Source organism: Pseudidiomarina aquimaris (assembly GCF_003987395.1).
Classification (GTDB): domain Bacteria; phylum Pseudomonadota; class Gammaproteobacteria; order Enterobacterales; family Alteromonadaceae; genus Pseudidiomarina; species Pseudidiomarina aquimaris.
In genome coordinates this window covers 43,885-57,769 of sequence record NZ_PIPT01000005.1, presented here as the reverse complement: position 1 = coordinate 57,769, position 13,885 = coordinate 43,885, and the positions used below count along the sequence as shown (strand labels likewise).

General features: G+C 52.3%; 17 protein-coding genes. 3 read left to right on the top strand and 14 right to left on the bottom strand.

What is annotated here, in order from left to right:
• Positions 1–28: 28 nt before the first annotated feature.
• Positions 29–322: a type II toxin-antitoxin system RelE/ParE family toxin gene (locus tag CWE21_RS07275; protein ID WP_126833795.1), complete on the bottom strand. Its 294-nt coding sequence runs from the start codon at positions 320–322 to the stop codon at positions 29–31.
• Entirely contained in the window at positions 310–567 is a 258-nt protein-coding gene (locus tag CWE21_RS07270; protein WP_126833794.1) for a type II toxin-antitoxin system Phd/YefM family antitoxin, read from the bottom strand. Before CWE21_RS07270 ends, CWE21_RS07275 begins: the two co-directional genes overlap by 13 nt.
• Before the next feature lie 132 nt (positions 568–699).
• Here CWE21_RS07270 and cmoA point away from each other — a divergent pair, with 132 nt between their 5' ends.
• The 3 genes from cmoA (at position 700) to CWE21_RS07255 (ending at position 3,455) form a co-directional block, all read left to right on the top strand.
• Complete coding sequence (gene cmoA / locus CWE21_RS07265) at positions 700–1,446, top strand: carboxy-S-adenosyl-L-methionine synthase CmoA (protein ID WP_126833793.1); 747 nt, start codon at positions 700–702, stop codon at positions 1,444–1,446.
• A 142-nt stretch (positions 1,447–1,588) separates the two neighbouring features.
• On the top strand, positions 1,589–2,554 hold the full coding sequence (cmoB, locus tag CWE21_RS07260) for a tRNA 5-methoxyuridine(34)/uridine 5-oxyacetic acid(34) synthase CmoB (protein ID WP_126833792.1): 966 nt from the start codon (positions 1,589–1,591) through the stop codon (positions 2,552–2,554).
• A 10-nt stretch (positions 2,555–2,564) separates the two neighbouring features.
• Positions 2,565–3,455: a LysR family transcriptional regulator gene (locus CWE21_RS07255; RefSeq protein ID WP_126833791.1), complete on the top strand. Its 891-nt coding sequence runs from the start codon at positions 2,565–2,567 to the stop codon at positions 3,453–3,455.
• 3 nt (positions 3,456–3,458) lie between these two features.
• On the opposite strand, the gene CWE21_RS07250 is transcribed toward CWE21_RS07255, so the two are convergent.
• From CWE21_RS07250 to ccmA, 12 genes are all read right to left on the bottom strand, one after another.
• Positions 3,459–5,009: a peptide MFS transporter gene (locus tag CWE21_RS07250; RefSeq protein WP_126833790.1), complete on the bottom strand. Its 1,551-nt coding sequence runs from the start codon at positions 5,007–5,009 to the stop codon at positions 3,459–3,461.
• 147 nt (positions 5,010–5,156) lie between these two features.
• Positions 5,157–6,041 (bottom strand): UTP--glucose-1-phosphate uridylyltransferase GalU, encoded by an 885-nt coding sequence (gene galU / locus CWE21_RS07245; protein WP_126833789.1) that lies wholly within the window; start codon positions 6,039–6,041, stop codon positions 5,157–5,159.
• Between the two features lie 45 nt (positions 6,042–6,086).
• Entirely contained in the window at positions 6,087–6,833 is a 747-nt protein-coding gene (locus tag CWE21_RS07240) for an MlaA family lipoprotein (protein WP_241970244.1), read from the bottom strand.
• Between the two features lie 14 nt (positions 6,834–6,847).
• Entirely contained in the window at positions 6,848–8,071 is a 1,224-nt protein-coding gene (gene ccmI, locus CWE21_RS07235) for a c-type cytochrome biogenesis protein CcmI (protein WP_126833788.1), read from the bottom strand.
• On the bottom strand, positions 8,068–8,577 hold the full coding sequence (locus tag CWE21_RS07230; RefSeq protein ID WP_241970243.1) for a cytochrome c-type biogenesis protein: 510 nt from the start codon (positions 8,575–8,577) through the stop codon (positions 8,068–8,070). Before CWE21_RS07230 ends, ccmI begins: the two co-directional genes overlap by 4 nt.
• Positions 8,574–9,149: a DsbE family thiol:disulfide interchange protein gene (locus tag CWE21_RS07225; protein WP_126833787.1), complete on the bottom strand. Its 576-nt coding sequence runs from the start codon at positions 9,147–9,149 to the stop codon at positions 8,574–8,576. Before CWE21_RS07225 ends, CWE21_RS07230 begins: the two co-directional genes overlap by 4 nt.
• Positions 9,146–11,101, bottom strand: coding sequence for a heme lyase CcmF/NrfE family subunit (locus tag CWE21_RS07220; RefSeq protein WP_126833786.1), 1,956 nt, complete (start codon positions 11,099–11,101; stop codon positions 9,146–9,148). Before CWE21_RS07220 ends, CWE21_RS07225 begins: the two co-directional genes overlap by 4 nt.
• Positions 11,098–11,592, bottom strand: coding sequence for a cytochrome c maturation protein CcmE (ccmE, locus tag CWE21_RS07215; protein WP_126833959.1), 495 nt, complete (start codon positions 11,590–11,592; stop codon positions 11,098–11,100). Before ccmE ends, CWE21_RS07220 begins: the two co-directional genes overlap by 4 nt.
• Before the next feature lie 5 nt (positions 11,593–11,597).
• A complete protein-coding gene (ccmD, locus tag CWE21_RS07210) occupies positions 11,598–11,798 on the bottom strand; it encodes a heme exporter protein CcmD (protein ID WP_126833785.1) in 201 nt (66 codons plus the stop codon).
• Positions 11,798–12,556, bottom strand: coding sequence for a heme ABC transporter permease (locus CWE21_RS07205; protein WP_126833784.1), 759 nt, complete (start codon positions 12,554–12,556; stop codon positions 11,798–11,800). The genes ccmD and CWE21_RS07205 overlap by 1 nt, the downstream gene beginning before the upstream one ends.
• 1 nt (position 12,557) lies before the next feature.
• Positions 12,558–13,241 (bottom strand): heme exporter protein CcmB, encoded by a 684-nt coding sequence (ccmB, locus tag CWE21_RS07200; protein ID WP_126833783.1) that lies wholly within the window; start codon positions 13,239–13,241, stop codon positions 12,558–12,560.
• On the bottom strand, positions 13,238–13,864 hold the full coding sequence (gene ccmA / locus CWE21_RS07195) for a cytochrome c biogenesis heme-transporting ATPase CcmA (protein WP_126833782.1): 627 nt from the start codon (positions 13,862–13,864) through the stop codon (positions 13,238–13,240). Before ccmA ends, ccmB begins: the two co-directional genes overlap by 4 nt.
• Positions 13,865–13,885: the final 21 nt, after the last annotated feature.

Below are 13,885 nucleotides of genomic sequence, written 5' to 3'. Positions count from 1 at the left end.
CCACATTATAACGGACTGACAGCAATTGTCAGTAGCGGATTTCACGGAGCTGCTGGGCATCGCGTTGTACGTGAACAAGATAAAGCTTGTCATTTTCGATGCGATAGAAAATACGACAAGGCGGGGCAACAATTTCTCGGTAGCGACCTTGCGGGAGCTCTGGTGGTCTGCGCCCCGAATCTGGATAACGACTGAGCCCCTCGGTTGCGTTAAACACCTTTTCCACGGGTATCTGAGCGGCGACTGGATTATCCATAGCAACATAAGCCGCAATCGCATCGAGCTCATCCAGTGCCGGCGCGGTCCAAATTATTTCAACCATCTTTGCAGCCGCTCCTTGGCTTTTTCTTGATTCACCACCCGATCGTCAGCAATGGCACGCTCTCCTTGTGCCAACGCATCTAACAAATCGAGTCGACGCTGTATCGCTTGATATTCTTCCACATCGACAAGATAAGCTGCAGGCTTACCGTGTTCGGTAATCAATACTGGCTCTTTCGAACGCTGTAATTCGGCAATAATCGCCGTCGCCTGCCTTTTTAATTGGGTCACCAGCTCTACTTTCATACTTACTTGCCCATTTAGCCGCCAAAAGTATCACTTCTTTTGATTGGTGAGGCTCGATTTGCGAAAATCATCAAGTTTTCTCTCACAGTGCGTTAAACTATGACCATTCGATTTAATTCATAGTGTTGAAATATGAGCCAATTTGACAGCAAACCTGATGCTATTTTTGCCGAGCCACTCACGCAAGTCAGCGACTTTGCCTTTGACCAACGCGTGGTTGAGGTTTTTCCTGACATGATTAATCGCTCCGTGCCCGGCTACCAAAGCATCTTACAAGGCATTCATCAGTTAACGCGGCGCTTCGCTCAGCCCGACAGCAGATTGTATGATCTAGGCTGCTCACTTGGTGCTGCCACTCTCGCCATGCGCCAAGGCGCGCAAGGGGCTAGCGGCATCAACATGGTCGCAGTCGATAACTCTGAGGCCATGGTCGAACGCTGCCGCCTACACCTCGAAGGCTACCGCAGCGAGATTCCGGCCGAAGTAAAGTGTGAAGACATTCGCGACACACAGATCACTGACGCATCTGTGGTGACCATGAACTTCACCTTACAGTTTGTACCACCGGAACAGCGCCAAGGCGTCTTACAGACCATCTATGACGGCCTCAAGCCAGGGGGCGTCCTGCTGCTCTCCGAAAAATTTAAAAGCGAAAATGCCGCAATGGACGACGTGTTGGTAGATTTACACCATGAATTCAAACGCGCCAACGGCTACAGTGAATTAGAAATAAGCCAAAAACGTGCTGCCATCGAAAACGTCATGCGTATCGATAGTTTAGAGACGCATGAAAAGCGCTTACGTGAAGTGGGTTTTAGCGCGGTACAAGTATGGTTTCAGTGCTACAACTTCGCCGCCTTAATCGCAGTGAAGTGGTAGCCCGTAGTTTTACTACGGGGTATCTCGAATTCAACGAACATGGTCAAAACGTCAGGCCTGCCCCGTGGTAGAACCACGGGCTACGAATAACGAACAACGAACAACGAACAACGAACAACGAATAACGGCTCTTAAGGATTTTATGTTCAAAAACGATCTCATAGCTGTGGCGCAATCGCCGCTTAGCCATTGGCTCACCCACCTGCCGCAACAACTTGCGCATTGGGAACAGCAACAACAACACGGCGAACTGCATAAATGGCTACGCTGCGTTGCGCAGTTGCCGAAACTTGAGCCCGAACATGTCGAACTGAGTGACACCGTGACCGTCACCAACCAAGGCGTGAGCGAAGGTGAGCAGAACCGTATTCGCGGGCTACTGCAACAGCTTACCCCTTGGCGCAAAGGACCGTTTCATTTGCATGGCGTCGACATCGATACCGAGTGGCGCTCGGACTTCAAATGGCAGCGCGTGGCGCCGCACATTGGCGATTTAACCGGCCAGCAAGTCTTAGATGTCGGCTGTGGCAGTGGTTACCACCTCTGGCGCATGCTCGAAAGCGGTGCGGAACAGGCTTGGGGCGTCGACCCAGGACAGCTGTTTATGGCGCAATTTATGGCGGTACGGCAGTTTATGCCCAAAGCCCTGCAACAACGAGCACATTGGTTTCCCCTCGGCGTTGAGGACCTGCCCGAACTGAAAGCATTCGACACCGTATTCAGCATGGGCGTGCTGTACCACCGTCGCTCGCCTATCGACTTTTTAACGCAGCTAAAAGCACAGTTGCGGCAAGGCGGTCAGCTGGTTCTCGAAACGCTGGTGGTCGAGGGCGATGTCAATACTGTACTGGTACCAGGGCAAACCTACGCCAAGATGCGCAACGTCTGGTTTATTCCAAGTACTGCGGCACTGCTGCATTGGCTTGAGCGTTGCGGCTTCAAGAATGCTCGCGTGGTCGACGAAAATGTCACCGAACTTAGCGAACAGCGCGCAACCGAATGGATGACGGGGCAGTCGCTGGTCGACTTTCTTGACCCAAATGATCACAGCAAAAGCATCGAAGGTTACCCTGCGCCACGACGCGCCGTGATCATCGCCAATAACTAAGAGACTTACCATGGCTAATAACTACCGCCCAAAAACTACCATCGAGCAATGGCGCATTCTGCAGGCGGTGGTTGACTATGGTGGCTACGCGCAAGCAGCACAGGCGCTGAATAAGAGTCAAAGCTCGATGAACCATGCCGTCGCAAAGCTACAGGACACCTTGGGCGTTAAGCTGCTGCAAGTTATCGGACGCAAAGCTGAGCTAACCGAGATTGGTGCGGTGATGCTGCGCCGCTCACGGCAGTTGACGGTGCTCGTTACCGAACTTGAGCAATTAGCGCTAAACTTGAAACAAGGCTGGGAGCCGGAAATAAAGCTTGCGGTCGAAATGGTATTTGACCGTAACCAGTTGCTGCCCGTGTTGCGTGAATTTCAGTTACACAGTCGCGGCAGTCGTCTGGTTATTGAAGATACCGTGCTTACTGGCTCAGTCGAGGCGATTACCGAACAGCGCGCTGACTTGGTCATCACGCATCAAGTGCCGAAAGGCTTTGTGGGTGAACCCTTGGCGCCGTTTCACCTGCACCTTGTCGTCAACAAAGACCATCCGCTTGCCACCATGCCTGCACCGTTGAACCCAGATCAACTCAGTCAGTATCTGCAAATTGTGATTCGAGACACTGCACAAAAGCCGCTAGAGCAACAAGGTTGGCTGAAAGCAGAACAACGCTGGACAGTAAATAATTTCAATGAAGCGCTGCAATTGGTCGAAGCAGGAATCGGCTTTTGCTGGTTACCGCCGTTTATTACCGCACAGTCCGAGCAGCTCGTAGAGCTAAAGTTGGCAGGCGGCTCCCATCGTACTGGATCGACCTATTTAGTCCTGCCCAAAAACGACAAAACCGGGCCTTGCGCCCGGTTGTTGTACGATATGTTGGTGAGCGAACTCACCAACACATAAGCCTTAAGCTTTATCTTGCTTGACTGGCTCGTTAGCGTTAATCGCTACATGCTCAGGATCTGGTTGACCGGCAAGCGCTTCCCATTTACGCGTTTTCAACGCCAACAAGAACACGACGACACCCACCCCGACACCGAACAAGGTGATCTGCATGTACATGTCAGGCATGGTTGAAGTGTTTTCTGGGTCGAGGTTACCGGCAATCAGTCCTGCCAAGAGGCTACCGATTGAATAGGTCAATACGAAGATACCCATCATCTGACCGGCCATACGCTTCGGCGCTAGTTTACTTACCGCACTCAAAGCAACTGGGCTTAAGCACAGCTCACCCACCGTGTGCAAGAAGTACACCGCTACCAACCAGTTTGGCGATACTTTCATACCTGATGCCGCTGCTTGTGAAGCAAAGAACATCAAGATGAAGCCACTCGCCATAATGATGAGGCCTAACGCACTCTTGAAACCGTACGATGGGTTGATCATACGCTTGGTCAAGTTCACCCAAAGCGCTGCAAAGAACGGCGATAAGGCAATCAAGAAACCAGAGTTGAGCATCTGGAACCATGTGGTCGGAATTTCAAAGCTTCCCACCATGCGGTCCGTCAGGTCGCGGGCAAACAAGTTCAATGACGAGCCTGCTTGCTCAAAACCAGCCCAGAAACAGATAGAAGCGATACACACTAAAAACAGCGCACCGAGACGCTTGGCTTCGTTCTTGGTTAACTTACCGAACAAGAAAATGCTCAGGTAATAAACAAAGAATACAATGGTTGCAGCCGCAGCAACGTATTGTGCAATCGCGACTGGGTCAATGGTCATTGCACCCGTTGAAGTCGCAACAAAAACGACACCAAGACCTACCAAGAAAGCAATGATGACCATCCAGCTTAAGCGACGACCATTGTCTGAAAGTGGCTTAGGCGCTTCTTGGCCGACTGAACCCAGTTTTGGCAACGTCATCCGATATTGCACAAGACCAAAGAACATACCTACTGCTGCAGCACCGAATGCCCAGTGCCAACCAACATTTTCCATCAAGTAACCCGTTACGAGGTAACCGATCAATGAACCAATGTTGATACCCATGTAGTACAAGGTGTAGCCCGCATCACGACGGTCATCGCCATCATCATACAGCTGACCAACCAAGGCGCTGATGTTTGGCTTCAACATACCGGTACCGAGTACCACAAGAATCAAACCAAGGAAGAAAGAGGATTCTGATGGGATGGCGAGAACAATGTGACCACACATGATCACAATACCGCCGTACCAGGTCGCACGTTGGCCACCAATCAGACGGTCAGCAATCCAACCACCTGGCAAGCCCATGAAGTAAACCGCACCGGTGTAGAGGCCGTAGATAGCCGTTGCTGTTGCAACGTTCATGGCCAAACCACCATCTTGTAACGCGGCAGTCATAAATAAAACGAGTAGCGCGCGCATACCGTAGTAACTCATGCGCTCCCACATTTCAGTAAAGAACAAGGTTTGCAGACCGGCCGGTTGACCGAAAAATCCGTTGTCCTGTTGTAAGTTATTCTTAGGTTCCATACCTATTCGCCTTCACTAGTTTATCGTTATAGTGGTGTAAAACCGTAATACCCTACCTATTTCGGGCGAAAAAGGAAATAGAAAGCGACCAATCGCAAAAAGAAAAGGAGGGATGAACCCTCCTTGATGAATGTTTAAGCAGACGCTTTATTTGATTGAAGCAAGCCACTCTTTCATCGCCGGCCCAAGGTCAGGATGGCGCAGTGCATGTTCCACAAAGGCTTGGGCGTACCCTAGCTTATTGCCACAGTCGTTGCTGCGACCTTTCATGTAATAGGCGTTGACCGTTTGGCGCTCGAGCAACATCGCCATCGCGTCAGTCAATTGAATTTCATTACCTGCGCCCACGGGGGTGCGCTCAAGCAGTGCCCATAAGTCCGCTGGGAAAACATAACGACCCACTACCGCAAGGTCTGAAGGCGCCTGCCCCACCGGAGGCTTCTCCACCAATTGTTTAATTGGCGCTTGTTCACCTGGCGCTAAATCGCTGCCGTCAATGTCGGCAATACCGTATTGATCGACTTTGTCTTCGGGAACTTTCTCAACCATGACCTGTGCAGCACCGGTTGCGTTGAAATTACGCACCATCTCAGCCAAGTTGTCACGCTTCATATCGCAGGTCGATTCGTCGACCAGTACGTCAGGTAACACCACGGCAAAAGGCTGATCATCAATGAGCGGGCGTGCGCACAAGACGGCATGACCAAGACCTTTGGCGACACCTTGGCGCACATGCATGATGGTGACACCCGGTGGTGTAATCGCCTGCACTTCGGCCAACAACTGACGCTTAACACGCGTTTCTAAGGTCGTTTCGAGCTCAAAACTCGTGTCAAAATGGTTTTCAATCGAGTTCTTACTCGAATGCGTCACCAGAATGATGTCAGTCAAGCCTGCCGCGGCACACTCTTCAACAATAAATTGGATGAGCGGGCGATCTACCAGTGGCAGCATTTCTTTTGGAATGGCTTTGGTAGCGGGTAACATCCGTGTACCGAGTCCGGCAACGGGAATGACGACTTTCTTTACCATGTCATCGGGTCCTTGTTTTGCAAAACGTCTTTCTTGGTTTAATCGTTAATCAAACTGATCGTAAAAATCATCGCCTAAATCTTCAGGCTCACTTGGGTCCGTTTCTTCGGCTGGAGGATTGCCATCATACACCTTGTTGCGCCAACTCTGATAGTAGGCCTCACGCACGAAACTGTAGGGGTCAAGGGAGTTTTCCATCAATGCCTGTTGCTCCTGCAGGCGCAAACGCAATTCAAGCGCTTTAATGAACAGCCGCGCGACACTCACAGGCGTGTTGAGGTCGTCGATGGGAAAGTACATGCCGTCAACTACATCACCGCCGCGATCAACCGGTACCGTGGGTCCCATCGCTGGCAGCATGAGGTAGGGTCCATCGCCGACGCCCCAGCTTGCCAGAGTTTCACCGAAGCCCTCTTCACGACGGGTAAGGCCCATCTCGCCAGCAACATCAAAAATACCTACAACACCGACGGTACTATTGATGAGGAATCGCCAAAACGATATCCCTGCATCTTTAAATTTACCTTGCAGAGTATTGTTAACCAAATACGAAGGTTCACCCAAGTTTTCGGCGGCATTCAACAAGCCAGTGCGCACCGGTTGCGGAATCTTGCCGTAGGTACGCGCTACCGGCCAAAGTACATTCTCGTCAAGCGCTTCGTTGAAGTCCCAAACATCACGATTGACTTCTTCGAAAGGGTCGCGGGGATCAGCATAAGGGTCATCCGGCGCTGTCGCGCAGCCACTCAAACCCAACACAGCAATCATCCCGGCAAGTAAATAATGTTTCAAGCGAATCTCCTTGCTTATTCGTTCGTCAGCTTCTCAGCGATAACCAATGTCACTTCGGCGTCAGTTGCCGCATCAACAATTTGCGCTTCGGCACCCAAGTCACCACTGGCGATTTCAATACGGTCATCGGTAGAGATACGCGCCTCAACCAACCATTGGTTCAATTGGCTCATCTTGTAATCAGGTAACATCGCCTGCGCATCTGACAACACCACTTCTACCGGGAACTCAGTAACCGCTTGCCGCACCACTGCTGCCGGCATCGGTGCGCCGTCAACGGCTTTAACGAAGACAAATAACGTTGCGTCTGCCGGCACTTGCGCACGTAATGCATCGCTTATTTCGACCGTTACACGTAACTGTTGTGCGCTCGCCGTCAGCTGTTGTTGAGCGTCGCTTAAGGCCTCTTGTACGGCACTTCGCCGCGCATCATCCTCGGGCATGAGCTGCAGTAACAGTTGCCACGCTTGCACTGCTTGCGGGTAGTCGCCGCGCTGATACGCAACCGCACCCGTTAGCGAGAGTCCATCGATGTTCTGCGGCTCAACTTGCAGCAGCTCTGACAACAAGCGTGCGGCGGTTTGCAGCTGCGCTTCGTCACCGATATTAATTAGCAGTTGCGCATAGCCCAATAAAATCCCGGGGCGTGTAGGTTCCAATTTATAAGCATGAGCATAGGCTTCGAGTGCTTGTTCATAGCGCTGTAACGCCGTTGCTGCGCGTGCGTAAAGCATCCATGTTAAACCATCACCGCCGTCTTGTTGTAAGCGTTGACGTAAACCTAACGCAAAAAGCTCTAACTCTTCCGATGTTGGTGCACTTTGTTGGTTGTTTAACACCTGCTGAGCTAATTCTGGTAGGGCCCGGCGCGCCTCATCAGCGTGCTGTTGCTGCTGCCAACTGCCAAACAATACATAACCCACCACCGCGAGGACGACGATAATGACAGCAGGTAAGGCAATACCGCGGCCAATCGCATGCTCTTCGAGCTGCTCGAGCTCGGCATTTTCACTAACAAAACGCTTATCGAGTTCACGCTCAGCGGCCTGCAGCGCTTTATCCGTCAACAAGCCATCAGCGTGTTCTTGCGCTAACTCCTGTTTGCGCTGCTCATAGAGCTCCCGGTTCACATCGAGGCGTGTGCGGCGTTGGGCTTTTTGCCGCACGCCAAAAAAGAGAATCAGCGCGAGGGCAAGTAGCGCCAGTGCTGCCATGCTTAGAATCAACATCAGGTTCATGATTCTTTACCCTCTTTTTCTTCGTCGCGAGCGGTCGCTTCGCTGCGCAACGTGGCAAGCTGCACTCGCTCGTCGTCACTGAGTTCTACTTCCGTGCTGCGTTGTTGACGCACGCGGAATAAAATAACTAAGCCACCAATCGCCAGCACAGCAATCGGTCCCCACCACAGAATACTGGTGACAAAGGTTAAAGGTGGTTGGTAGTGCACAAAGTCACCATAACGCGCGACCATAAAATCAATAACTTCCTGCTTGGTTGCGCCTTCTTTCACCATAAAGTAGGTGCGATCGCGTAAATCACGGGCCAGCTCGGCATTGGAGTCGGCAATACTCTGGTTTTGACATTTCGGACAACGTAACTCGTCAATCAGCTCTTTAAATAACGCTTCCTGCGCTGGCTCATCAAACTGATAAGCCTCGAGATTCTGACCATGACTCGGCGCCACCAGAACGAGTGCTGTAAGGACCAGCGCAAAACTTAACAGTGCGCGAAATAATCCCATCATGAATCAGTCCCCTCAGCAGTAGCATTAAACTCCTGCATTAACGAGCGATAACGCTCGCCAAGTTCACCACGCCAAACCCGCTCATTTACATCACCCACGTGGCGATAACGGATCTGCCCTTGGGCATCTATCAAAAAGGTTTCCGGCGCACCATAGACACCAAACTCGAGCGCCACACTGCCGTTGGCGTCGAACAAGTTAACGGTGTAAGGGTCACCCAAAGTATTCAGCCAGTTGACGGCTTTGTCGCGGGAGTCGTCTTTATAGTTGAGCCCGACAATGGCGACACCTTCAGCCGCGAGCTTATTGAGATACGCGTGCTCTGCGCGACAGGTCGGACACCAAGTTGCCCACACGTTAAGTAGCATGGGCTGGCCTTGTAAAATCGCCTGCGTATGCTGCTGCTCCGGTTGATAAAGATCGGGCACACTAAACTGTGGCACCGGTTTACCGACCAAGGCTGAACTTAGCTCGGTAGGGTCGGAAAACAAGCCTCGTAACAAGAAGCCCACCAACACGATGAAGGCTAGCAGCGGCAGCAATAAAACGGCCCAACGCCATCCCTTACTCATGCTGCACCTCCGGCTTTCTTCAGTGCGCGGTAGCGCTTATCGCTAATAGCCAAGGCACCGCCAAGAGCCATTAGAATCGCACCACCCCAAATCCACCGGATAAACGGCTTGATGTAGATACGAACGGCCCATGCATCGCTATTTTCGAGCGGCTCGCCTAGCGCCACATACAAGTCACGAGTGAATCCGGCATCTAAACCGACTTCCGTCATGCTCATGCGCTGCACAGTATAGAAGCGCTTCTCTGTTACCAGATCGGTAATTTTTCGGTTACCGGAATAGACGGAGAACTCAGCATGATCGGTAATATAATTCGGGCCCTGCTGCTGGCTCAATACATCAAACTGGAAGCGGTAGCCTTGCACCTCAACACTGTCGCCTGGTGCTAAGCGTACGTCACGCTCGAGCTCGTACTGACTCACCGCCGCAATACCAATCAAGCTAATCGCAAAACCGAGGTGACCCAAGACCATGCCCCAGTGACTGCGCCCGAGTTTTGTAAGGCCGGCAAGCCCTTGTTTGCGTTGTTGCACGCGCAGACGCAACTCGGTGATCAAGGTCATAGTGATCCACAAACTCATCACCAGCCCCAGCACCGCCATCGCTTTCACTTGCTCCGCAAGGATAGCAGGTAAGGCATAGCCTAGCCCCAAGGCTAATATCAGTGCCAACGCCAAACTGTTACGCAATGGCTGCAGTTCTTGCCGTCGCCAACGGAACAACGGGCCGAGGCCCATCAACAGTACGAACGGCACAATCAGCCAGGTGAACATTTGGTTGAAGAACGGTACGCCGATTGAAATCGAGCCCATACCGAGTTCTTTGTGCACCAATGGCAACAACGTGCCCAGCAGCACAACCAACGTAGCAGCAATGAGCAAAATGTTATTGCCCAACAGCATCACTTCTCGGGAAACAGCTTCATATTTGGTATGGCTTTGTACTGCACCGGCACGCAAGGCAAACAGCACCAGCGAACCACCAATCACCACAGCCAACAAGCCCAGAATAAACAAGCCACGCGCCGGGTCAGTGGCAAAAGCGTGGACCGAAACAATCACGCCAGAGCGTACTAAAAACGTTCCCAATAAGCTTAAACTGAAAGCCGAAATGGCCAACAATACGGTCCAAGACTTAAACGCCCCGCGCTTTTCGGTTACCGCCAAGCTATGAATCAATGCGGTCCCCACCAACCACGGCATAAAACTCGCGTTCTCAACAGGGTCCCAGAACCACCAGCCGCCCCAGCCGAGCTCGTAATATGCCCACCAACTGCCAATGGCAATGCCGAGCGTTAAAAACGACCAAGCAGTGGTCGCCCAAGGGCGCGACCAACGGGCCCAAGCTGCATCCAACTTGCCCGCCATCAGCGCAGCGATAGCGAAAGCGAAAGCAACCGAAAAGCCGACATAGCCCATGTAAAGTAACGGTGGGTGAATAATCATGCCAGGGTCTTGCAACAGTGGATTCAAGTCCTGTCCATCGACGGGGATCCACGGTAACGCACGGTCGAACGGATTCGAGACCGAGAGCATAAACAGATAAAAGCCGATACTGATCAAACCAAGGATAGCCAACACACGGGCCATCATGGTCACGGGCATGCGCCGCGAGAACATCGCTACCGCCGCAATCCAGCCCGCCTGCATCAACATCCACAACAAGAATGAACCTTCGTGCGCTCCCCAAACCGCAGTGATACGGTAGGCCAGCGGCAGTTGTGTATTCGAGTTTGCGGCAACGTAGGCGATACTAAAATCATTGACCACAAAGCCCCATGTCAGAGCCGCGTAGGCAATCGCAGTGAACAGAAACTGTCCATACGCCAGCGGACGCGCCAACAACATGGCACCACTATGTCCCTTGTATGCGCCCCACAACGGGTAGATCGCAAGCAGAACCGAAAATGCCAGCGCTAACGCCAGCGCAAATTGACCTATTTCGGCAATCATTGGTCACCACCCTGCTCGTCATAAGCACCTGAGGTATTCGGATTGACGTGCTTGATACCTTTCATTTGCTCAGCAAGTTCCGGCGGCATGTATTCTTCATCATGCTTCGCCAACACTTCCGTTGCTTGCATTACCGTCGGTTCAATCATGACACCTTGCGCCACGATACCTTGCCCTTCGCGGAACAAGTCCGGCAGTATGCCGGTGTAAAGAATTTTCACTTCTGGGCCAATATCCGTTACACGGAACTCAACCTCTAGGGTTTCCGGATTACGGCGAACGGAGTCCTCGACCACCATCCCACCGATACGCAAGCGCTGACCGACTTCAGGTTTGACGGCATCTTTGCCCTTACCTTCAATCACTTCGCTCGGTGTATAGAATAAATCGATGTTTTGCGACAAAGCATACAAAATAACGCTGAATGCTACCGCCACACCGGCAATCAGACCTAAGGTCCAAGTTAAACGCTTTTTTCGTCGGGGATTCATTGCCATCAGGATACCTCTTGCTTCCGTCGCGCCAGTCGTTGTTGCCGCTGTTGCTCCTGCGTGAACTCACGTTGCAGCCTACTGCGCGCGCGCAATCCTTGCACCACCAACACACCCATTGCCAAAAAGCTAACGCCAAACGCTAGCCAAACATAAAAACCATAACCGCCCATTTCAATAAAGGCTTGCCAACTGTCAAACTGCATTAGCTGCGCTCCCCTGTTGCTGCCGGGCGACCGAAGACCTGCTTGACCCACGGCCGGCGCAGTTCTTGTCGTAATATTTCAGTGCGCATACGTTGCATGATGAGCGCGGCCGCTAAAAAGGCGAAGCCAAGAATACAAGTTAACAGCGGGAACAACATGCTATTCGCCATCGGTGGCCGTTCAAAAACCGTTAGCGTAGCGCCCTGGTGGAGAGTGTTCCACCACTCGACTGAGTAACGGATAATCGGAATATTGATCACGCCGACCATCGCGAGGATGCCCGCAGCTTTCGCGCCAGTGCGGTTATCGCTGAAGGCGTAATAAAGCGCTAACACGCCGATATACAAGAACAGTAAAATGAGTTGTGACGTGAGGCGTGCATCCCACTCCCACCACGTGCCCCACATCGGCTTGCCCCAAACTGCGCCGGTGAACAGCGCAATAAAGGTGAAGACCGCGCCTACCGGAGCTATCGCTGCCAACGCCCAGTCGGCCATTTTGAGCTGCCAGACCCGACCAATGAAAGCGGCAATCGCCAAGCTGACATAGATACTCATCGAAAACATAGCCGACGGCACATGAATGAAGATAATGCGGTAGCTATCGCCTTGCTGGTAATCCGCAGGTGCGAACAACAGTCCCCACACCAAACCAATACCTAATATTAATACCGCACCAGCGGTTGCCCACGGCAGCCAACGCCCCAGTAAATGGTAGACCGTCTCAGGTTTTGCGTAAGGATGTAACCAACGCCACATGTTAATTCACACTCACTCGTATCGAGGCTGCTACCGCAAACGGCGCCAACAGCAAAGTTAATAAACTTAAGCCCGCCAATAGTAACACTTGTGGCCACGCAGCTGTACCCACTAACGCCGCCTCAACAGCGCCACTGGCAAAAATAAGTAGGGGAATAAAAAGTGGCAAAAGCAATAAACTCAGCAACGCGCCACCACGGCCTAAACTAACTGTCAATGCTGCGCCAATTGCGGTAATCGCACTGAGTATTGGCGTTCCCACCAGCAACGTTGCCATCAACGTACCCCAGCCAGCGAGTGGTAGTTTCAATAATAACGCACACAGCGGCGCAAGGATCACCAAGGGCAGACCACTTAATAACCAATGCACGGCGATCTTCCCGAATGACAACAGCGGTAATGCTTGGGGTTGTAGGGTAAGCTGCTCGAGCGTTCCATCGAGATAGTCTTCGCGGAATAAGCGTTCTGAGCCGAGCAAGGCCGAAAGCAATGCGGCAACCCAAATCACTCCCGCAGCGATACGACCGAGGATATCTGGACCCGGCCCGACGGCCAGAGGGAACAGGCTGACCACGACCAAAATGAACAACAGCGGGTTTAAAATATCGCTGCGGCGGCGCATCACCACCATGAGGTCACGCTTCATTATCGCCGTTAATGCAGTCCAACTTGAGGCGCGACTCATAACTCACCGCCTTGAATGCGCAGGCGCTGCAATTGCTCAGGCTGCCAGGTCAATGCTTGGTGCGAAGTAAGAATAATCGCCCCGCCCGCCTCGATATGTTGCGCAAAGCGCTGCTGCAACAGGTCGATACCTCGCGTATCCAGTGCCGTAAAAGGCTCATCCAGAATCCACAGCGGTGCTTGGCTATACCACAAACGTGTCAACGCGATTCGGCGTTGCTGTCCCGCGGATAATTGCCCAGCCGGCAAATCTTCCAGTCCGAGCAGCCCTACCGTTTCCAGCAACTGCCAGGCATCAACTTGCGTCAGTCCTGACAGCTGCGCTTGCAGCGCAACGTTTTCCAGCGCCGTAAGCTCAGCTTTGACTGCTGACTTATGTCCCATAAACAGCGTATGTTGCCGCCACTCTTGCGCCAGCCCGTGTTCAGAAGGGAAGAATTGAATGGTTCCAGCTTGCAGTTCAACCAGGCCGACAAGCGAACGCAACAATGTCGATTTGCCCGCACCGTTCTCACCTTCGATATGCAGCACGGCCCCCGCTTGCAGGCTGAAGCTAAGATCGGCAAAAAGCGTGCGACCCGCACGCTGCGAGGCGAGCTGTTTAACATCTAACAGTGTCGACATGATGATAGGCGTTCAACTACC